The organism is Paraburkholderia yinzeri, assembly GCF_046581065.1.
Classification (GTDB): domain Bacteria; phylum Pseudomonadota; class Gammaproteobacteria; order Burkholderiales; family Burkholderiaceae; genus Paraburkholderia.
This window is the reverse complement of sequence record NZ_JBFOCJ010000001.1, coordinates 2,929,626-2,950,417: the sequence shown is the minus strand read 5'-3', so window position 1 is coordinate 2,950,417 and position 20,792 is coordinate 2,929,626. Positions and strand designations below refer to the sequence as shown.

Annotated in this window: 20 protein-coding genes; 17 read left to right on the top strand and 3 right to left on the bottom strand. The window is 64.3% G+C overall.

Annotation, left to right across the window (positions count from 1 at the left end; all coding sequences use genetic code 11):
- The first annotated feature begins 36 nt into the window (after window positions 1–36).
- Both WJ542_RS14100 and WJ542_RS14095 read left to right on the top strand, forming a co-directional pair.
- Window positions 37–1,068: a porin gene (locus tag WJ542_RS14100; protein WP_487007205.1), complete on the top strand. Its 1,032-nt coding sequence runs from the start codon at window positions 37–39 to the stop codon at window positions 1,066–1,068.
- Between the two features lie 571 nt (window positions 1,069–1,639).
- Window positions 1,640–1,882 carry a helix-turn-helix transcriptional regulator gene (locus WJ542_RS14095; RefSeq protein ID WP_411189840.1) on the top strand — a complete coding sequence of 81 codons (243 nt, stop codon included), beginning with the start codon at window positions 1,640–1,642 and terminating at the stop codon, window positions 1,880–1,882.
- 436 nt (window positions 1,883–2,318) lie between these two features.
- Here WJ542_RS14095 and WJ542_RS14090 read toward each other — a convergent pair whose 3' ends face one another.
- The 3 genes from WJ542_RS14090 to WJ542_RS14080 all read right to left on the bottom strand — a co-directional run bounded on the left by WJ542_RS14090 (window position 2,319) and on the right by WJ542_RS14080 (window position 4,564).
- Entirely contained in the window at window positions 2,319–3,599 is a 1,281-nt protein-coding gene (locus tag WJ542_RS14090) for an IS256 family transposase (protein ID WP_411188333.1), read from the bottom strand.
- Between the two features lie 303 nt (window positions 3,600–3,902).
- A complete protein-coding gene (locus WJ542_RS14085; RefSeq protein ID WP_411189839.1) occupies window positions 3,903–4,307 on the bottom strand; it encodes a type II toxin-antitoxin system VapC family toxin in 405 nt (134 codons plus the stop codon).
- On the bottom strand, window positions 4,304–4,564 hold the full coding sequence (locus tag WJ542_RS14080; protein ID WP_411190570.1) for an antitoxin: 261 nt from the start codon (window positions 4,562–4,564) through the stop codon (window positions 4,304–4,306). The genes WJ542_RS14085 and WJ542_RS14080 overlap by 4 nt, the downstream gene beginning before the upstream one ends.
- An 862-nt stretch (window positions 4,565–5,426) precedes the next feature.
- Between WJ542_RS14080 and WJ542_RS14075 the strand changes: the two genes are divergently transcribed.
- From WJ542_RS14075 to WJ542_RS14005, 15 genes are all read left to right on the top strand, one after another.
- Window positions 5,427–6,281, top strand: a complete 855-nt coding sequence (locus WJ542_RS14075; RefSeq protein WP_411189838.1) for a ParA family protein — start codon at window positions 5,427–5,429, stop codon at window positions 6,279–6,281.
- Window positions 6,282–6,312: 31 nt separating this feature from the next.
- On the top strand, window positions 6,313–6,864 hold the full coding sequence (locus tag WJ542_RS14070; protein WP_411189837.1) for a hypothetical protein: 552 nt from the start codon (window positions 6,313–6,315) through the stop codon (window positions 6,862–6,864).
- The gene (locus WJ542_RS14065; RefSeq protein ID WP_411189836.1) at window positions 6,861–7,532 is read left to right on the top strand and encodes a lytic transglycosylase domain-containing protein; all 672 of its coding nucleotides are present in this window, start codon (window positions 6,861–6,863) and stop codon (window positions 7,530–7,532) included. Before WJ542_RS14070 ends, WJ542_RS14065 begins: the two co-directional genes overlap by 4 nt.
- 100 nt (window positions 7,533–7,632) lie before the next feature.
- Window positions 7,633–7,911, top strand: coding sequence for a TrbC/VirB2 family protein (locus WJ542_RS14060; RefSeq protein WP_411189834.1), 279 nt, complete (start codon window positions 7,633–7,635; stop codon window positions 7,909–7,911).
- A gap of 25 nt (window positions 7,912–7,936) precedes the next feature.
- Window positions 7,937–8,257, top strand: a complete 321-nt coding sequence (locus WJ542_RS14055) for a VirB3 family type IV secretion system protein (RefSeq protein WP_105777641.1) — start codon at window positions 7,937–7,939, stop codon at window positions 8,255–8,257.
- Window position 8,258: 1 nt separating this feature from the next.
- Window positions 8,259–10,730, top strand: coding sequence for a VirB4 family type IV secretion/conjugal transfer ATPase (locus WJ542_RS14050; RefSeq protein WP_411189833.1), 2,472 nt, complete (start codon window positions 8,259–8,261; stop codon window positions 10,728–10,730).
- Window positions 10,727–11,911, top strand: a complete 1,185-nt coding sequence (locus WJ542_RS14045; RefSeq protein WP_411189832.1) for a TrbL/VirB6 family protein — start codon at window positions 10,727–10,729, stop codon at window positions 11,909–11,911. The genes WJ542_RS14050 and WJ542_RS14045 overlap by 4 nt, the downstream gene beginning before the upstream one ends.
- Complete coding sequence (virB5, locus tag WJ542_RS14040; protein WP_411189831.1) at window positions 11,908–12,618, top strand: P-type DNA transfer protein VirB5; 711 nt, start codon at window positions 11,908–11,910, stop codon at window positions 12,616–12,618. The genes WJ542_RS14045 and virB5 overlap by 4 nt, the downstream gene beginning before the upstream one ends.
- A 178-nt stretch (window positions 12,619–12,796) precedes the next feature.
- Window positions 12,797–13,531 (top strand): VirB8 family type IV secretion system protein, encoded by a 735-nt coding sequence (locus WJ542_RS14035; RefSeq protein ID WP_411189830.1) that lies wholly within the window; start codon window positions 12,797–12,799, stop codon window positions 13,529–13,531.
- Window positions 13,528–14,364: a TrbG/VirB9 family P-type conjugative transfer protein gene (locus WJ542_RS14030; protein ID WP_411189829.1), complete on the top strand. Its 837-nt coding sequence runs from the start codon at window positions 13,528–13,530 to the stop codon at window positions 14,362–14,364. The genes WJ542_RS14035 and WJ542_RS14030 overlap by 4 nt, the downstream gene beginning before the upstream one ends.
- On the top strand, window positions 14,357–15,556 hold the full coding sequence (virB10, locus tag WJ542_RS14025) for a type IV secretion system protein VirB10 (protein WP_411189828.1): 1,200 nt from the start codon (window positions 14,357–14,359) through the stop codon (window positions 15,554–15,556). Before WJ542_RS14030 ends, virB10 begins: the two co-directional genes overlap by 8 nt.
- Complete coding sequence (virB11, locus tag WJ542_RS14020) at window positions 15,553–16,680, top strand: P-type DNA transfer ATPase VirB11 (RefSeq protein ID WP_411189827.1); 1,128 nt, start codon at window positions 15,553–15,555, stop codon at window positions 16,678–16,680. The genes virB10 and virB11 overlap by 4 nt, the downstream gene beginning before the upstream one ends.
- A gap of 14 nt (window positions 16,681–16,694) precedes the next feature.
- On the top strand, window positions 16,695–17,096 hold the full coding sequence (locus tag WJ542_RS14015) for a hypothetical protein (RefSeq protein ID WP_411190569.1): 402 nt from the start codon (window positions 16,695–16,697) through the stop codon (window positions 17,094–17,096).
- Window positions 17,093–18,874, top strand: a complete 1,782-nt coding sequence (locus WJ542_RS14010; RefSeq protein ID WP_411189826.1) for a type IV secretory system conjugative DNA transfer family protein — start codon at window positions 17,093–17,095, stop codon at window positions 18,872–18,874. The genes WJ542_RS14015 and WJ542_RS14010 overlap by 4 nt, the downstream gene beginning before the upstream one ends.
- Window positions 18,871–20,766 carry a PriCT-2 domain-containing protein gene (locus WJ542_RS14005; RefSeq protein ID WP_411189825.1) on the top strand — a complete coding sequence of 632 codons (1,896 nt, stop codon included), beginning with the start codon at window positions 18,871–18,873 and terminating at the stop codon, window positions 20,764–20,766. Before WJ542_RS14010 ends, WJ542_RS14005 begins: the two co-directional genes overlap by 4 nt.
- The last annotated feature ends 26 nt before the right edge of the window (window positions 20,767–20,792 follow it).

Below are 20,792 nucleotides of genomic sequence, written 5' to 3'. Positions count from 1 at the left end.
TCACACAGAACATTCACAGGCGAAGAAAGAGAGACCATGGGCTGGGACAGGCGAGGAACGTTGGGGAAAGGAATGGCAGCACTCGGACTGTGTGCTGTGGCGGGCGCCGCGCAGGCGCAATCGTCGGTATCGCTATATGGGCTTGCTGACGCGTTCGCGGGGGTGATACGCACGCCGGGTTCGTCGAATGCATGGCAGGTTGGATCGGGTGGCATGTCGACGTCGTACTGGGGAATGTCGGGCGCGGAAGATCTGGGCGGCGGGCTCAAGGCGATCTTTACGCTCGAGAGCTTCTACCGGATCAATGGCGGGCAGGTCGGCTCGTTCGATGGACAGTCGTTCTTCGGGCGGCGGGCATTCGTGGGGTTGAGCGGGAAGTTCGGGCAGTTGACCCTCGGCCGCAACGACGCGCCGCTGTTCGTCTCCACGCTGCTGTTCAATCCGTTCGGCAATTCGTTCGTTTTCTCGCCGATGGTGGTCCACACCTTCCTCGGGTCGGCAATGGGCGCGGCGTCGGTGCAGAGTGATACGGCGATCGACGACTCGATCGCCTGGCAGACGCCGGAAGTGGCTGGCCTGTCGGGCTGTCTGCTGTACAGCAATGCCGGGGTCGCGGGCCACGCCGGGCAGGCGAACTACAGCGCGAACCTGCTGTACTTTGCCGGGCCGTTCTCGGCGACGGCCGCAGTGCAGAGCCTGCACACCGCGTCGCTGTTCCTGAACGGCGCGACGGAGCAGACCGCATGGCTCGTGGGCGGCGCTTACCGCCTGCGGGCCGTGAAGCTTTACTTCCAGTACGAACGCGTAACGAACAACAACGACCTGACCGACGATACCGTGCAGGTCGGGGCAAGCGCGCAGGTCGGGACGGGCAGCGTGCTGGCATCGTGGGCGGGAACACGGCGACGCCCGCAGCAGGGCAGCGATATACGCTGGTCGACGGTGGCACTCGGATACGACTATCCGCTTTCGAAACGGACGGACGTCTATGCGGCGTGGCGCTACGACACGATGAGTAGCGTGTCGTCGGGCAACAGCCTCGGTGCAGGTATCCGGATGAAGTTCTAGGTGACCCCGGCGCGGGGTTGAACGCTCATGGCTTTGACACGCTGTCTCTCGTCCCCGACACGGTGGCTTGTCCCGGCCATACAGGCGGCCAGTTCATCAAGATAGCGTTCGGCCCGCGCTGTCATGGCAACGATCGCTTCGACCGCTCCGCGCGCTACCCGTATTCCGTTTCCAGGAGATTGAATTCTTCAGCGGCCGGTACATCCGGCTGCTTTCCGCATCTGCAGTGCGGCGCGATCGAGGGATGCAGTGCTACGAGCCGGAGCCCCGGCCGTGGATCATGCGCCTGCCGTCGCGCAGATATTCGCTTTCAGGGATGAGCCGGCTCGAAGCGATGAACTGCGCGCAAAGCTTTCTGGCTGCTGATCGCGGTCAGTGCTGGTCATAAGGTTCTCCCTGAAACGCACCCATTAGAGCCGATTCGGTTGTCATGATGCGGTTGCGCGCCCGGTGTCCGCCTCCCGACGGGAGCCCCCGCCGATAAGACGGGTTTGGCCGTGAGCGGCGCGCGCTGCTTGAATGCCCTCGTGTCCCGCCCGTTACGGGCAGGAATGTTTCCTGGGGGCTAGTCATGACAATCGATAATGCGGGCGCGGGCGATATTCTGTGCCGCCGGCAGGTCGAAATGCGCACGGGTCTGTCGCGCTCGACCATCTACCGACGTATGCAGTCGGGCACGTTTCCGCCGGCTGTCCAGCTCGGTGGCCGCCTGGTGGGATGGCGGCTAGCCGACATCGAAGCGTTCCTCGCGAATCCTGCGCGCTATCGCGTGCCTGCACACCTGCGCCCGCAGGGCGCGGGAGGCCGGTCATGAGCCGGAATATGGCTACGGCACCGCTCGGACTGCGTCTGGCGAATTGGGGTAACGCAGCGCGTGGTGTGTACGATCGGATCGATGCCGCGAGGATCACAAAGGCCTGGGAGACATTACATCCACGGCATCGCGACATGCTGCGTATGGTGTATCTCTGGCACGCCGATCGTGAGGTCATATGCCGACGGCTGCGCATACCCCGCCGGCCCGCGCAACGATTTGCACTGGAGCTGGCGGCCGCACACGCGGCCCTCGCACGGGCATTGGAGACCGAAAACCTCGATCGCGACACTCACCCACCGGGGCCCGACTGCAGACATTAAGGTGCTCGCGCGGCTGGCGTCGAGCGTTCTTTTCATGCCACGCGGCATGGTGCAGCAGTGGGGTGGTACATGCGAGCAATCGTCAATAGTGGTGTACGGGCGGGACGGCATGATCAGGCGGCCAGCGCTTGAGGAGCCGGTGTGCTTTCAATCACCGGGTTTCCGTCTTTGAACGGAACGCCCTTCAGAAGCTGATCAATTTTCTCGGCGCTGCGAATCTTCCTCCAGGTCTGCCCGGCCGCTTCAATCAGCTTGAACGCCATCGCCAGGAAGGTCGCGCGCGACAGACAGTTGCGCGTGCGGCTCGTGCGATGGCGTACCGTCGCAAACGTCGATTCGATCGGATTCGTGGTCCGCACATGCTGCCAGTGCTCCGCAGGGACATCGTAGAACGTGAGCAGTGCGTCTCGATCCTTCGTGAGCTTCTCGACAGCCTTCGGGTACTTGGCCGCGTACACGTCGACGAACTGATTGAACGCAACAATCGCATCGGCGCGCGTCGCGGCATTCCAGATCTCTGCGAGCGCCGCCTTGGCCTTGCCGTGCTGCGATTTGGGCATCGCGTTGAGGATATTTCCGACCTTATGAAACCAGCAGCGCTGATGTCGCGTTTGCGGGAACACCTCATCGAGTGCCGCCCATAGTCCCATCGCGCCGTCACCAACCGCGAGCAGTGGCGGCGCCTGCAGGCCGCGCGCTTTCAGATCGAGCAGCAGTTCAATCCACGACTGTTTCGACTCGCGGTAACCGTCGCTGAGCGCAACGCGCTCCTTGCCGCCGTCCGGTTTCACGCCGATGATCACGAGCAGGCACTGCCCGTCCGAATCCTCTGTGCGGGCTTGAGTATGGATGCCGTCGGCCCACCAGTAGACCCAGCGCGAGGCGGACAGGTCGCGCTTGTTCCACTTCTCGTACTCTTCTGACCATGCGGCCTTCAGGCGGCTCACGACGCTCGCTGACAGCCCTTTAGCCTGCTCGCCGAGCAGCTCGGACAGTGCGTCGCCCATGTCGCCGGTTGAGACGCCTCGCAGGTACAGCCACGGCAGCGACGATGACACGCGCGGCGACTTGCGCACATAGGGCGGCACGATCGTCGAATTGAACTTGATGCCGGAGCTCGAGCGGTCGCGAACCTTCGGTACCTTGACCGGCACCGGGCCTACCGCCGTGACGATCTCGCGCTCTGGCAGGTAGCCGTTGCGCACGACCGCGCGCCGGCCGTCCATCGTCTTCACATTCGAATATTGCTCGAGCATCGCCGCCAGTTCCGCCTCGATTGCCTGCTGGATGATCCGCCGCGCCCCTTGCTGGATCAGATCGTCCAGGCCGGGTGCGCCCTCAAATTGCGGTTCTGCTGTTTGACTGCTGCTCGTTTCCTGCGTATGTTTCGCCATGGTGGTGGAGTTCGATTGAGGAAGTGTTACCGTGGAAAGCAACATTCTCCATCAATCGCCACCGCCTTCTCCTGCCTCCTCCCTACGCCGCATACACCACTTCCGACGATAACTCGGTACATGCTGGCTGTACCCGTTATCAACGTACCGGCCGTGCCCCGGGGCATATCGGTCCGCATGTGTTCGCGGATATGGTGATCGGGAGCACTGATCGGAAGAACGACTCAGGTGGGGAAGTTCGGCGAGGCTGTCGGGTGCGGTTCCGCCCACTTGTCATGTGACCGGTACCCGGCGAAGTGAGGGCTAACGGTCAAGCCAGTTTTCGATCGCCAGACCGCGTATGCGGCTGAATTCTTTCGTGTTGTCCGTCACCAGTATCAGCTGCAATGCGTAGGCATGAGCGGCGATCAAAAGGTCGTTTGCGCCTATCGGCTGGCCGGCAACCTCCAGCTCTGCGCGGATGCCGCCGTATTCCGCGTCGGCAGGGACTTCCAGTGGCAGCACGGGAATGGTTGCGAGGAGGCTTTCCACTTTGGCGAGTAACCTGGCGGAGCCCTTTTTGGCGCAACCGTAGCGCAGTTCCGCTGCAACGACAATGCTCGTGCAGATCGACTTCGGATCAATCTGTTCGACCCGGGCGGCTACCTGTCCGGACGGATTCCGGATCATGTCGCTGATGATGTTCGTGTCCAGCAGATAGCCGCTCAAAATATGTTCTCCGGCCGCACAGGCGGATCTTCAATATCCGGGAACTGGTCATCAGGCCCGGGGGGCGGCTCCTGTCTCCAGGCGGCCAGCAATTCGATGATGTTCGCAGGCGTTTTCACGGGTTCGAGGATGAGCCTGTCGCCCTCGCGATGGATGAGGACACGATCGCCCGGTAGCTCGAATTCGACGGGGATGCGCACCGCCTGGCTCCGGTTGTTGCGAAACAGCTTGGCCTCCTTGGGCCGGTTGGATGGCACTGGTATTGGCACAGTTATCTCCTTTGTATATGCAAAATGTATATGCCACGCCGAGATTAGTCAAGTGTCCCCTGGTTTGGAGAGGATCACCGCCGTTGCGCAAACGCGCCGTCGCAACGGTGTCCGCCGGATAAAGGACAATGCGGGTGGACAAAGGGTGGCGGCGGACAGGCATCCGGGATCCGAAGCGGGAGAGGTGATCCTGTCGCCGGGAGCAACTGCACACACGCTGGAAGGGCGGCAATCGCCCATCGCCATCGGTCCATGCGATGGCAGCGGCACGTCGCGCCTTCTCGCCGTTGAGTGGGACTTGTGCGGAACCTGTCGTCCTGGCCCGACGGTGGGGCGCGTGATGCGAACAATGTCACCGGGTGAACCGCGAGTTGAAGCGAGCTGTTGCTTGCGAGCACGTAGACCGACCAGTCATCTTGACCTGCGGCTGGCATCGCATGCATGGGCGACCCAACACGCGTGCTGGACGAAGGTGGCCGTAACCGCAGCAAAAATTTTTTTGGGAACTGCTGGGAACACGTGGGAACACCTGGGTAAAGCTCGGGTTGGCCGCACGTCCTGAAGCCCTTGCATCGCGCAGCGGACTCGCCTAGATTGAAGCCAACAATCTGATCCGGTCAACGTGCTCAGCACGACCGAGTACGCGTTAGCGGCCCCGCAGTTCGACGTCTGTGCGACGACGTGGTGTGCCCTGACGCATTCGCAAAAAAGCCTGCATTTGCAGGCTTTTCTGCTTTCTGGCGCCAATGCAATGATCCCCCGTTGAGCCCGTGGTCAGCCTTTCCGGCGCCGCGGGTTCCTTTTTCTTCGCAGGTTCATCGGCCGCGGGTGCAACTGAGGACGATGAACCATGAAATCGCTATTGATCGTTTCGGCGAGGCACCGTTCAGGCAGCACCACGCTCACGTGTCTGCTCGCCAGCTATCTGCAGTCCGTCGCTCGCCGCAGGGTGCTGGTACTCGACCTTGCCGAACCGCCGTGGTGCGCACGGGTGCTCGCCTGCGGTTCCGGCGGCACGGCCGTCACCGCCAGTCGCTTGCCCGACGTTGACTATCTCGCGTCCACGCCCCGCGGTGCCATTCGCGTGCTCGACGCGTGCGGTGTCGATGGCCTGCGCGCGGGCGGCGACTCGTCCCCCACCCCGTACTACGCGAATCTCCGGCATCTGCTGAGCGTAGCGGGGCCGTGGTTCGATGTCTGCCTGATCGATGCGCCCGTGCTACCCGATGTGCGCACTGTCTGTGCAGAGGCGTTGGTCGATGCCGCCGTGAGTCCCATGGCTGTATCGCCGTCGTACATCGACTGCGCGCTCGAAGTCATAAACGGCACCTACGGAATCCGCAATGTCCGCGCACGTCTGAATCCGGCGCTGCGTTTCACCGGGCTGCTGCCCGTCATGGCAACCCCGGGCTCAGCGAACGATGCATGGGTGAGGGTCATCGAGACCACCCTTCGTGAGTGGCTGATCGAGGACGAAGCATTGCCGCAAGGATATGCGTTGCTGCCACGTGTGCCTTACGTCGACTGCGTGGAGGATGTCGGATCATCGTCGAAATCGTCGCGCGGCGTCGCAGCACGTGATGCTACGGTGAGCGACGCGTCGCGGGCCGTGACGGCCTGCCTGAAGGTGATCACGCAACGGCTCGACGCCGTCCCGACCGCGTCAGCCGCGGCCTCTGGCCATGCGGGGGCCTGCAATGTGTGACGCCGCCCTGTTCACGACCGGTTCCGCGAGGATGGCCGCTGCTCGTTCGGCGCTGCTACGTGCATTGCGCTGCTGGGTGACGGTGGTTGCCGCGTTTCTCGGCACATCGATTCTTTTGCCAGGCACCGCCCGGGCTGACGACTGGGGCTGCCAGGTGATTCTGTGCCTGTCCAATCCTGGTGGCCCCGAGCAGTACGCAGAGTGTGTCCCCCCGATCGAGAAGCTATGGGCCGCCTTGCGCCACGGCGATCCGTTTCCGACCTGCGACTTCGGCGCGGGTGGCTCGCAGGGTACGTCGGCCGCGAACGTTTTCGCAAGCGCCGCTTACTGCCGCGAGGACCTGCTGTACTGGGGCGGTCCCGAACAGGGCGAGCTGCTGTGCAATGCGCGCGGCGCGATCAACGTCGAGATCGATGGTGCGCTGTATACGCGGGTGTGGTGGGACGCGAGAGGTACGGACCACACAATCACGGAGTTCTATGGGGCTGGAGGGACAGCAGTTCCGTACCAGCCGACGCAGTCTGCCCGTCTTTTTCTGGAGCGCGAGTACGACAGCACGGGCGGACAGGGAGGTGGCGAATGATCACGCTCGCTGCATTCCTGGCGCTCGCGCAGCAGTGCGCACCCGCTGTGGCGCCTGCCACCATGGCCGCCATCGTGCGGGTCGAGTCGGGATTCAATCCATACGCGATCGGGGTCGTGCACGCTCACCTGCAGCGGCAGCCGGCGAGCTCCGCTGAGGCTGTTGCGACCGCGCGTGCCCTCGAAGCTGCCGGATGGAATTACAGCGTGGGCCTCGCCCAGGTGAACCGCTCAAACTGGGACCGGTTCGGCCTGACGCCGGCGACGGTCTTCGATCCGTGCCGGAATCTGGCCGCCGGCGCGGCCATCCTGCAGGGGTGTTTCGAGCGCGCAAATGAAGAACATGCGCGCAGGCATGGCCCGGCGCCCGCAGTGACCCAGACCGCACTGCGCGCGGGACTGTCGTGCTACGCGAGCGGCGATTTCCATACTGGATTCCGCACGGGCTATGTCCAGCGCGTCGTCGCCCAGGCTACGCGCGCTGACCCTGTGGTTCCAGCCATTGCAGCCGACGTTCCGCCCATTTCCGTGATTCCCTCCGCACCCGCGGGCGCGCGATCACCCAGCTCGCCAGTCCCATCCCGGTCTCGGCGACCCACGGATGACGGGACGGAGCGACTGTCCGATCCATCCGGCGACACGACGCAGCAAAGCGCGGTCGTGTTCTGAGCAGAACCAGAGTCAACGTGTGCGACAGGAGTAATCCATGAAATTGGGACTACGAATTATTTCGGAACGATTCCTGGAGAGGTTCCGGGTACCAGGAGTGATGGGACGCGCCGCACGTGGCCTCGTGATCGTCCCGGTTCTCGCGCTGGCCGTCACGCCGGCCTACGCACAGCTCTCGCAGGTCAACACGCTGCTCACAACGATCCAGACCACGCTGCTCAGCGTCGGCGCGGTGGTGTGCTCGATTTCGATCATCTGGGCAGGTTTCAAGATGATGTTCCAGCACGCGCGCTTCGGGGACATTGCCAACGTGTTTATCGGTGGGCTGTTCGTCGGTTGCGCCACGGTGATCGCGGCGATGCTGATCCCGACGAGCTGAGGCGGAGATGAACATGGCTCCGCGCATGAATTCTCTGAAAGATCCCGTCTTCAAGGGCTGTACGCGTCCCGCCATGCTGTGGGGCGTGCCTCTTGTGCCGTTCCTGATGGTAGGAGGCGGCATCCTGATTCCGGCTATCTGGGCGTTGCTCGCGAGCCCGCCGGTGGGCGTCGGCATCGTGATGCTGCTCATACCGGTGTTCGTCACGATGCGCACGATGACGCGCCATGACGACCAGCGCCTTGGCCAGTGCGCATTGTGCGTACGCATGTGGGTCCGTCAGCGCAATCGCCGCTTCTGGGGCGCGCACGCGTATGTGCCGCTCCGCGTCAAGAGGAGGGGCTGACATGGGCGCGCAGCCGCAGTTCATCGACGTGGCCGAACGCGAAGTCGTGCTCGCAGACTTCATGCCGTTTTCGTCGCACGTGAACGATTACGTGATCCGCACGCGCGAAGGCGACTACCTCCGGGTCTGGAAGATCGCCGGCATCGCATTCGAGGCTGCGGACCCGGGAGACATCCTCGTGCGTCATGAAGGGTTCAACCAGCTGGTGCGCAGCCTGCCCGGTGGGCACGTGGGCCTGTGGTCTCACCGGATCCGTCGGCGCGTCACGGATCATTTCTCGACACCGTACGCCGAGCCGTTCTGCCAGGAGCTTGCCACCCGCTATTACGCGAGTTTCGCCGGCTATCGCATGATGGCCAATGAACTGTACCTGACGCTCGTGTACCGGCCGCACCGCACGCGCCTCGGACGTCTGTTCAGCCAGGCAGCGCGCCGCACGCCGGACGATATCCGTCGTGAGCAGCGCGAGGCAATGAAGGTGATGGCGGAACTCGCGGCGCAGGTCGAGTCGACCCTGAAGCCGTGGGATCCCGAGCCGCTTGGGACCTATACGAGGGCGATCCGCTATACGCAGCGTCCTGTGCGGTTCTCGGCAGCGCTCGAGTTTCTGGGCTACCTGGTCAATGCTGCATGGGAGCCGGTGCCGGTCCCGGCGGGCCGTATTGCCGAAGCGCTGCCGACGTCGCGGCTGTTCTTCCGGACCGAGAAGGTCGAGATCCGCATGCCGGGCGCAACGCGCTATGCCGCGCTGCTGGACATCAAGGACTATCCTGAGGAGACCGAGCCGGGAATCCTCGACGGGCTGCTCTATGGCAACTTTGAGTACATCGAGACCCAGAGCTTCACGATTCTTGACCGGCCGTCGGCGAAGGAAGCACTCGAGCGCCAGCGCAACCATCTGATCGCGGGCGAGGACGTGGCCGTGTCGCAGGTGCAGGCGATGGATCAGGCTCTGGACGATCTGGTCAACGGCGATTTCGTGCTGGGTGAATACCACTACTCGCTCGCGGTTCTCGGCGACGGGCCGGATGAGGTGGCACGTCATGTCGCGAAGGCGCGCACGCAACTGGCCGACGCCGGGTTCCAGACCGCGCTGGTCGACCTCGTCGCGGACGCGGCATGGTTCGCCCAGCTCCCCGGTAACTGGCGCTACCGGCCGCGCGAGGCGAAGCTAACTTCGCGCAACTTCTGCGGGCTCGCGAGCCTGCATAACTTCTCTACCGGCAAGCGCGACGGCAATCCGTGGGGCGAAGCCATCACGATAGCCAAAACACCGAGCGGTCAGCCTCTGTATCTGAACTTCCACGTGACGCCTGAGAAGCAGGATTCCGGCGACGAGAAGGCGCTGGCCAACACGCAGATTATCGGCCAGGCGGGTGCCGGCAAGACGGTGCTCGAACTGTTCCTGCTCGCGATGGCAACGAAGTTCGGCATCACGGGTGTCGTTTATGACAAGGACCGCGGTACGGAAATCGCGATCCGGGCGATGGGCGGCACGTACACGGTGTTCCGTCGCGGCGTGCCGACGGGACTGAATCCGTTCCAGACGGAGCCGGACGAAACGGCGATCGATTTCTGGGAGCGGCTGGTTCGCAAGCTTGTCGACGTCGGTTCGGCGCTGTCTGCAAAGGACGAGCTCGACATCTCGCGCGCAGTGCGTGAGGTCGCACGCATGGACAAGGCGCTGCGGCGACTCTCGATGGTGCGGCAGCTTTTGCCCAACGTGGGCGAAAACAGCCTGCATGCGCGGCTCACGAAATGGTGCGTGGGCGGTCGCCTGGGCTGGGTGTTCGACAACCCGACTGACCGAATGGATCTCGCACACGCGACGCTGTTCGGCTTCGACGACACCGAACTGCTCGATGACGCGGAGATCTCCACGCCGGTCACGATGTATCTGTTGCACCGGACGGAGAACCTGATTGATGGTCGGCGCTTCATATACGTCCTTACCGAATTCTGGAAGCGTCTGGCCGATCCGGTCTTCACGGACTTCGCGAACAACAAGCAGAAGACCATCCGCAAGCAGGGCGGCCTGGGCATATTCGACACGCAGTCCCCGGCAGATGTTCTGCGCAGCGACATCGCGCGTGCGCTGGTCGAGCAGACGGCGACGTTCTTCTTCCTGCCGAACCCGCGCGCCGACTACGACGACTATGTGCGCGGCTTCAAGCTGACCGAGGCCGAGTTCAATATCGTTCGGACCCTGGGCGAGAACAGCCGTCTTTTCCTCGTGAAGCAGGGCCATCGCTCGGCCGTCGGCCGGCTTGACCTGGGCGGCCTGGGCGATGTGCTCGACGTACTCTCGGGGACAACCGACAACGTTGAGCTGCTCGACGCCATTCGAGCCGAGGTCGGGGACGACCCCGCGGTGTGGCTTCCGGTGTTCCACGAGCGGCTGGCGAGGCGCCGCGCGACAGCCGCTGCGATGAACGCGCTGGTCCCGCGTGTATCGAGAAGAGGTGCGCGATGAGCGGCCTGTTTACCTCCGTCGGGGGCACGATCGAGAATGGCATGTCGACGTATGTCACGAGTGTCTCATCGGCCCTTTCCAGCGCGCTGGTGCCCGTGGTCACGACGGGCCTGACGATCTGGATTGTTGCGTACGGATTCGCCGTGGTACGGGGCGAGGCACATGAGTCGGTGCCGGCATTCGCGTGGCGTGGCCTGAGGGTCGCCATCGTGCTGGCCTTTGCGCTCAGCGCAGGCGTTTACCAGTCCCAGGTCGTCACGGCAGTCGAAGGGGCGACGTCGGGGCTGGCCCAGACGATCCAGACCGCGGCTGCCAATGCGGGAGCGGGCAACGCCGGGTGCGGTTCGGTGAGCGGCAGCAGCGTGACAGGCTCGAGCGCGACGTCCATTTACCAGACCCTCGACTGCTACGACCGGCAGATCGACATCGTGATGGATGCGTATTTCGACAGGGCGACACACGAGGGGATGAGTGTCAGCGGGTTTGTCGCAGGCATGGGCGATATGGCCGGTGGATTCATCGTCGGGCTGGGTGGCGCAATTTTTCTCATGGTGCTGGCCTTCGAGGTAACGATGGCCAGAATGCTGCTCGACCTGGTGTTGGGACTCGGTCCGCTTTTTATCGCGTGCGGAGCATTCGGTCCGACCGCGCGCTTCTTTGAGGCGTGGACGGGGAAGGTGACGAACTACGCGCTCTTGCAGGTTCTCATCGCCGCCTTCCTCGGAATGGCGTTGACAGCGTTTTCGGCGGACCTGGCACCGTTCAATGTCACGACCTCATCGCCCGATGCCAACGCGTCGGCGCTTTCGGCGGCGGGGCAGGCCGTGCTCACTGCGATTGCCCCGTGGGGTGCGGCGTTCGGCCTGTTCATCACGTCACTGTTTCTCGCTGCCATCGGATGGCAGTTACCTGCGGTTGCTTCCGGGCTCGCGGGTGGCGCGACGGTCTCGGGATTCGGTGCATTCGTTGCCGGATTCGCATCGCGTGGTGCGGTGAGGGGGCTAGGTGCCGTCGTGCGACTGGGGCATGGCCCGCGTGGGCCCGGTGGCCGGATCAGCAGTCGAAGCGGAGAGTCCGGCGGCGCGAAGGCGGCCGGCAGCACCGAACAGATTCCGGCCTACCAGCGCGCGGCTCGCGAACATCTGGGCGACCAGGACAGCACAGGAGGTTCATCGTCATGATCAGGTCGCTTATTCATTCCCGTATCGGCTCTGTCGCAGCAGCAACGGCTGTGCTGCTGACGTCGTCTTGGGCGCGTGCACAGGGTATCCCTGTGTACGACGCACAGAACGTTGTGCAGGCGATCGCAACGGTGGGGCAACTGAAGGACGAAGTGCAGCAGGAGATGCAGCTGTACCAGTCCCTTAGCGGCACCCGCGGCTTTGGCGAGCTGATGAACAACCCGGTACTCCCCAATTCGTTGCCGTCCAACTGGCAGTCGGTCTATACGGCGATCCAGAACGGTGGCTATTCCGGCCTGACCGGCAATGCCCAGACGCTGCGCTCGGCGAGCCAGATCTACAACTGCGAGGACCAGAGCGGGCTCGACCAGCAGGTCTGCCAGCGCGCGCTGAACAAGCCGTTTCAGGACAAGGCGTTCGGTACCCAGGCCTACCAGACCGAACTTCAGGAGCTCGACCAGATCCAGGGGCTGATGCAGCAGATCGACGTGACGCAGGACCAGAAGGGCATCGGAGAGCTGCAGGCGCGCATCCAGATCGAGAGCACCGCGGTCGGCAACGAGATGACGAAGCTGCAGCTCTTCCGGATGCTGGCCGACTCCGAAGACCGCCTGATTGCCGAGCAGCAGCAGGAGCTCGTGCTCAAGCGCGCGGGCAATACCGCCCGGCTGCAGGACCGGATGGTGCCCGCGAGCTTCGGGAACTGATCCCGCCCAGTCAGGAGACCGAGAATGTTCCGATCCATTGTGGTGATCCTCGCATTTCAATTAGTAATACTGACTAATGGATGCTCGGGTAACCCGCCGAAACCGGTGTTGCCAGATGGGCTGCATCGCGTCCCGGTGAATCATGTCGCGCCGGTTCCTCCGTCCCGCGGAGGCAGCCATGAGCAGTGAGCGTGAAGTGGGCAAATCACGGGACTACCGCCGGGCGCTGGACTTCGAGGTGTCGGTTACGCACCTCCAGGAGAGGTCGGAGCGTCGTGCATGGCATGTCGCTGCGGCTGCAGTCGTGATGGCGATCCTCTGTGCCGTCGCACTGGCGGTGATGGTGCCGTTCTACCGGGTCGTACCGCTGCCCATCGAGGTTGATCGCCTCACGGGCGAGGCGCAGGTGATCGATGTGCTCGATGCGAAGCACATCCCCATGCGTGACGTTGCGGACAAGCACTGGGTGGAGGTGTATGTGCGCTCGCGCGAGCGCTATGACTGGGGCCTGCTCCAGATGGATTACGACCGCGTGCTCGACATGAGCGATGACCGGGTGGCGCGCGACTATCGGTCGATTTTCAGCGGGCCGGACGCGCTCGACCGGCAGCTCGGCGCGAATACCCAGCGTCGCATCCGCATCCTGTCGACGACCCTTGTGCCAGACGAGCCGGGGCGCGCGGTCGTGCATATCGAGCGCACGACGTGGAAAAACGGCATCGATAACGTGGAGCCGCCGCAGCGCTTCGTCATCACGCTGGCCTTTACCTACCGGCCGGCCATCTTTACGCGTGAGCGTACGGCGATTGAGAACCCGTTCGGCTTCAGGGTGACCGCGTATAGCCGCGATCCCGAATACACGCCGGCGGCGTCGGCTCCTGCTTCGGCACCTGTGTCTGGAGGTACGCCATGAAACTGCTGAAGCAGGCAGGAACCATCGTACTGTCCGCAGGACTCGGAACGGTTTGTGTCGTCGCTCACGCTTACGACGTGCCGGGTTGGTCGGGCGACTCGCGCGTGCGGCAGGTCGTGTACCGGCAGGACGAAGTAGTGCGGGTCATCGCGCAGCGCGGATTTGCCACGCATATTGCGCTCGATTCATCTGAGCACATTCTCGTTGTGGCGCCGGGCGACCGTGACGGATGGCAGGTGGTCGCAAACCGTGGCGATCACGATGTCTATCTCAAGCCGCAGTTGGCCGCGCACGACACCAATCTCGAAATCCGCACGGACCAGCACAGCTACAGCTTCGATCTGGTGGTGCTTCCGCTCAGCGCGCATTTCGGAAACGACGAGGAGATGTATCGCATCACCTTTGTCTATCCCGAGGCGCAGGCCGCGAAGGTAAAGGCGGCCGACGACGCCGCACTGGTACGTGAACGTCTCGACCGCTCGCCGGCAGTGCGCAACACCGCGTATTCGATGCAGGTGATGCCGCACTCGGAGGACATTGCGCCAACGGCGGCATGGGACGACGGGCGCTTCACCTACATCCGCATTCCGAATAACCGGCGGATCCCGGCGATTTTCCGGGTCGCCGATGACGACAGTGAGAGCGTCGTTGACCGGCACATGGATGACGACGTGATCGTCGTGCACGAAGTAGCCCGGCGTTTCGTACTGCGCCTGGGTAACGAGGTGGTGGGGCTGTGGAACGACGCCTTTGATGTCGATGGCGTGCCACCGGCGGATGGTACGACGGTCGGCGGTGTGAAGCGCGTCCTGCGGAGCGACGGCCATGAATGATGAAACGCCACGCAACGTGATTGCGCCCGACGCTCATGAGGCAAAGGTCACCGATACCATAAGCGGTGACCTTGCCAGTCCGCCGGATGACCGGGGTATGCCGGACCTCGGGCAGCAGGGCGGCCGCCTGCGTACGTGGTGGCTGGTGCCGCTCATCATCGTGGCGCTCGTGATCGGCGGCGCGGTCTGGACCATCCACGGATTCCTTGTGCGGCACGATGCGGCTGAGAAGGCCCGACGGGACGCGGTTCAGGATCAGCCTTCCCAGGGGCGCGTGTTCGGTGAGGGTAGCGGTCCTGCGTCGGCTGCCGTGGCGAGTGGTGCAACGGTGGCGAGCACACCGGCTTCAGCGCCTGTGGCGGCGGCATCTGCTTCCGCGCCACGCCATACCACACCGGTTCGCAGCTACTACGACGCACCGCTGCTCGCGACCGGAAGTGCGGGTCCCGCCGGTGGCGAGGCGAATATGCCGGACGGGACGTCGGGCGCGTCGACCCGGTCGCCGTCTGGTGTGACGGTGACGTCGGGCGGCGTGTCCCAGGGTAGCTCGCCACTTGCCCAGGCGTTGACACCTACGGTGACGCCCAGGGTGCGCGCGGGCTTTCTGGGAAACCGCAGTCTCACGCTTGCCGAAGGCGCGAAGATCGACTGTGTGGGTGATACGGCATTTGATTCGACCCAGGCAGGCATTTCGACCTGCACGGTCACGAAGAACGTCTATTCGGATGATGGTCATGTCGTGCTGATCGAGCGTGGTTCGCAGATCAACAGCGAGTACCGCACGAATCTCGCGCCGGGGCAGAAACGGGTGTTCATCCTGTCTGCCCGGATCAAGACCCCCGAAGGGGTAACGGTCGAGATCGATTCGCCGGCGGCCGATGCGCTTGGACGTATCGGTGTGGGCGGGTACGTGAACAACCACTGGGGTGAGCGTATCGGTGCAGCGATGCTGCTCGGCATGACGCAAGATGCGATCGGCTATCTCGCAACGCGCGGCGGCAACAGCAACGGGTCGGTCGTATTCGAAAACACGCAGCAGCAGGGCAACGACATGGCCTCGCGCGTGCTCGACAGTACGATCAATATTCCGCCGACGCTCACGCAGAACCAGGGCGCGGAGTTCACGATTATCGTCGCGAGGGACCTGGACTTCAGTTCGGTCAACACGCTCGAGCCGGAGGGCGCGCCATGAACGCCACCCCGGGCACCCAGGGCGAAGCCGCTGCCGGCATTGACATGCCCTTGCCGAAGCTGGAGGAGGACGCTTCCGTACGCGAACTGATGCGGCCGTTTGCGGGGTTGCTCGATGACCCGGCGGTGACCGAACTGGTGATCAACCGCCCGCAGCGCGTGCTGACGGAAACCCATCTCGGATGGCACACGCACGACTGCGTCGACCTCGATTTCGAGCGTCTGATGTCGTTTGCCGTCGCGGTCGCCACGCTTACGAACCAGGAGGTGTCCGCCCAGCATCCGATCCTGTCGGCACTGCTGCCGGGCGATTCACGCATCCAGATTGTGGTGCCGCCCGTCGTGCCGCCGCGCACGGTCTCGATCACGGTCCGGCGCCCGTCTGCGCGTGAGAAAACCCTCGACGCCTACCGCGGTGAAGGACTGTTTGAGGACGCAGTTTGGGGCCGCCAGGATGGTGCTGACGCGTTGCGGCCTGTGCACCGCCCGGCGGTCGGCAGGCTGCTCCAGTGCCTGGAGGCACGGGACTGGGCGACCTTCTTTGATCTGGCCGTCAAGAGCCGTCTCAACATTGTGGTGGTCGGCAATACCGGCTCCGGCAAGACCAGCTTCATGCGGACCCTGTGCCGCTCGATTCCGCCGTCCGAGCGGATCATCACGATCGAGGATGTGCGCGAGCTTTTCATCCGCCATATCGAAAACTCGGTGCACCTTCTCTACAGCAAGGGCGACCACGGTCAGGCGAGGGTGACGCCGGCGGATCTGATCGCCAGCACGATGCGTATGCGCCCTGACCGCGTGCTGCTCGCCGAGCTGCGTGGCAGCGAAGCCTATGACTTTCTGAAGCTGCTGACCACCGGCCATTCGGGCTCCATCACGAGCTATCACGCGTCGAGCGCGGCGGTGGCGATCGAACGGTTCGCATTGATGGCCAAGGAGCATCCGGAAGCGTCGACCTGGGATGACGTCGCGCTGCGGCGGCTGCTCTCCATGACGATCGACGTGGTCGCGCACATGGAGGCCAACCCGCTTTTCGATGAAGCCGGCGTGCAGACGGGCCGGCACTGGTCGATGACGGAAGTGTGGTTCGATCCGCTGCGTCGGCATCAGACGGCTTTCGGGTGAAGGGAGTGCAGACCATGGACATCCGAAACGTAAGCGAAGCGGAGCGGCCAGTCATCGGCCGGATGCGTTATCACGCTCTGCCTGCACTGATCACGCTTGCTGTCGTGGCCGCGGCGGCGGTGGGATTGACACTCGCCGTCTGGCTCGCGTCGTTTTTTTTCCTCGCGAGCCAGCACATCAATCCACTTCACGCCGGGATTCATGCGTGGCCGGATGCGGCGCTGGCCTGGTATGACGGACGTACTCCTGGGCAGGGGCGGCGGCTTGCCGGTGCCGCATTGTTCGGTGTGCTGCTCGCGTTCGGCGCGCCGGCGGCCGGCGTTGGCGCGATGCTGGATCGATCCGCGCGTCGCCGTCTCTACGGCAGCGCACGGTTCGCAAACGAGGCGGACATCCGCCGGGCTGGCCTGCTATGAGCACGCGTTCGCACGCTGGCATAGACAGTGGCCCGCCCCTGGTCGTGGGCGTGTGGCGCGGCCGCTATCTGCGGTTCACGGGCCAGCAGTTCGTCCTGCTCGCGGCTCCGGCCCGCTCTGGCAAGGGCGTGGGGATTGTGGTGCCCAACCTGTTAAGTTACCCCGATTCGGTGGTGGTCCTCGATATCAAGCAGGAAAACTTTAACCTTACTGCGGGTTACCGTCGCGCGCACGGACAGGACGTGTACCTCTTCAATCCGTTTGCCGAAGACGGCCGTACACACCGGTACAACCCTCTGTCGGCAATTTCTGGCGGCGTGTTCCGCGTAGGTGACATTCTCGCAATCGGCTACGCGCTGTACCCGGTTGGTGGCCACGATGATTTCTGGAAGGACCAGGCGCGCAACCTCTTTCTCGGCCTGGTGCTGCTGCTGTGCGAATGGCGTGATGCACGGCGCAGGGGCAATCTCGATGTGCCCGACTATCCGGTGACGATGGGCGAGGTGCTGCGGCAGTCCTCGGGCAATGGCATGCCGGTCAAGGCGTACCTGCAGCAGGCGCTGTTGCAGAGCCGACGCCTGCTCAGCGGCGCATGCGTCGATGCGTTGAACCGCTTCCTGGCGAACGACGACAAGGTGCTGGCGAGCATCCTCGCCACCTTCAACGCACCGCTCACCATCTTCGCCAATCCAATTGTTGATGCGGCGACTAGCGCGAGCGACTTCGATCCACGTGACGTGCGCAGACGCCGCATGTCGGTATACATCGGCGTCACCCCGGACCATCTCACGGAGGCCGCGCTGCTGGTCAACCTCGTCTTCGCCCAGGTGGTCAACCTGAACACGAAGGAGTTGCCGCAGGACAACCCGGATCTCAAATATCAATGCCTGCTGCTGATGGATGAATTCACGTCGGTGGGCAAGATTCAGATCATCGCCCGTGCTGTGGCCTACATGGCCGGCTACAACCTGCGACTGCTTTCGATTGTGCAGTCGGTATCGCAGCTCGAGTCGGTCTATGGCCGTGCGGACGCGAGGACCTTCGTGACGAATCACGCGATGCAGATCATCTACGCGCCGCGCGAGCAGAAGGATGCGAACGAATACTCGGAGATGCTCGGCACCTTCACTGATCGATCGCGCAGTGTGAGCCGGTCCAATGCGATCTTCGGCGGCCGCGGCGGGTCCAGCGAGAGCTTCTCCGAGCAGCGTCGCCCGCTGCTGTTACCGCAGGAACTGAAGGAGCTGGGGCGCGACCGGGAGATCATCCTGCTCGAAAACACCAAGCCGATACTGGCCGAGCGCATCTGCTACTGGCGTGACCCGGTCTTCACCTCGCGCCTGCGTGTGGCGCCGGCTGTTCCCGCCATGGACCTCGTACGTTTCATGGCCCAGGTGGAGCGAAGGCTCCGGGACGTTGAACCCGACGATGTGGACGAGACAGGCGTGATGCACATTGCGCCGGAGTATCTCGAAGTGCTGCAGGCCTGGGATCCGCACGATCTGCCACGCCATCTCAACGATATCGGCGATGACGAAGCGGCTGCGTATGTCGAGCGGCATTTCATGCTGCTGGGAGTGCCGGCGGCGCGCGTGGCTGTCGCGGCGCGCCGGCTTTCGACGTCCGATCTCGACGTTGGCGAGTTGCGACCGGCAGATGCCAGAGCGGGCCGCAAGGCTGCACGGGCGGGTAGTGTGCCGCGCTCGCATGCGCACCGTTCTGTGTCACGCACAGCCGAAGGCTCGAACGTTGTGCCGCTCCACGGAGAACGCCGATGAACGCACGGTACCTGAGCGAGGAGGAGCGCGCCCGCGCCGCGCTCGCCGCGATTCCCGCAGAAGACTATACGACCTGGGTCGATATGGCGTTTGCGCTCAAGCAGGGTTTTGGCGAGGCCGGCTTCGGTATCTGGGACGAGTGGAGCCGCAGCGCCCACAACTATAACGAGCGCGCGGCGCGCGTCACCTGGCGCTCGGCAGGCGAATCGGGCGGCAAGACACTTGCCTCGCTTTTCTGGCTCGCACAGCAGCATGGCTTCGACGTCCGGGGTTCGCGCGCCGCGATGGATCCGGCAGAGCGGGCACGGATGGCGCCGGTGCGCCCGGCTGCGGACCGGGCCGATCTCGAAGCCCGCGCCCGGGCGCGGCAGGCGGCGGTGGCCCGCGAGGCGCTGTCGATCTGGCAGTGGGCGCGCCCGGTGGCGCCGGGGCATCCGTATCTCGGGCGCAAGCGGGTCAGGGCGGTGCCGACGCTGCGGGAGCTGGAAGCCGAGGAACTGCACGCATTGCTCGGCTATGCGCTGCGTAGCGCGGAAGAGGTGCTGACGGGCCGGGTTCTGGTCGTGCCGGTGCGCATTGGCGATGCGCTGTCCACGCTGGAACTGATCGATGCGCAGGGACGCAAGTCCGCGCTCGCCGGGGGGGCGAAGTCCGGGGGTTACTGGGCAGTTGAGCCCCATGGGTTCCGGGAAGGAGCCGCGACGCCGATCCTGGTCGCTGAGGGTGTCGCGACGGCACTGGCGGTGTGGGAGGCAACGGGCTGGTTCAGCATCGCGGCGCTGTCGAGCGGGAACCTGCGGTCAGTGGCCGCGATGTGGCGCGGACGCTACCCGGAAGCAGAAATGCTCGTGCTCGCCGACCTCGGTCCCGGGTACGAGCACGCGAGGCAGGCGGCGCTCGGCACGTCTTCGGTGCTGGCCGAGCCACGCTTCGCGTCGCAGGCCACGATCGGCGGCGAAGTGCCGACGGACTTTGACGATATGGCAGTCCTGTCCGGGAGTCATGCGGTGGGTGAGGTGTTGCGCGAGTCGCTCTATGGCGTCGTCGCGCGTCACGTGACCGGTGTCGAGGCGGAGGGACAGGCCGTTGCGGCAGACGGGTCGGATGGATCGAAGGAGGACCAGACCATGAGTAGCGTGAAAGAGAAGCTTGTCGGTGAGGGCGAGGTAGCGGGTCGGCGCCGCGCGGCGCGCCGGCGGGGCAACGGTCAGGAGGTGCCGGCGCCAGCGCCGCAGGAAAGCCAGACGGCCGGGCCGACGACGGCGCCGGCAGGCGCCGCGCAGGGACAGTCGCAGCCGGAGGAGCCGGATCGGCGCGAAGCCGATCCGCCGAAGCAGGACCCACCCGCCGCGCGTGCAGCGGGGGCACCCGCCCGACGCCAGGCGGGCGAGCCGCTGTACGGCCTCGACGATGTGTCCGGTGAAATCAAGGCGCTTGCACAACACCGTTTCGGCGCACAGATTCGCATGGCCGTGCCACGCGAGAACGGTGGCCCCTATCGTGGCGAGGTATTCAACACAGAACACTATCTGATCCAGGAGGTATCTGCGCGCAGCGTCGTGTTCCACGCGAAGTCGAACATGGAGTTCGTTTCGGACCGGCTGCGGTGGATGGACGAGAACCAGCGCCTCAATGGCGCGGAGGTGCAGGTTGGCTACGACGGCGCCCACGGCAAGGTGTATCCGTGGGACCGCGCGCGCGACCTGCTCGAGCGGACGGTCGCATCGCTGAAAAAGTCGGCGCGGGAGGTGGGGTTTGGCGACGATCTCGATGCGACGCTGGACCAGCTTCAGGGCGTGACGTGGACGCGGGTGCGCGAAGCGCGGGCAGCGGCACTGGCGAAGTCGAAGGAGCGCGCCGGTCGCGAACCGGGCGACGGGCAGGAACGCTGAACGCGTGAGGTGTTCGGTGCGAGCGC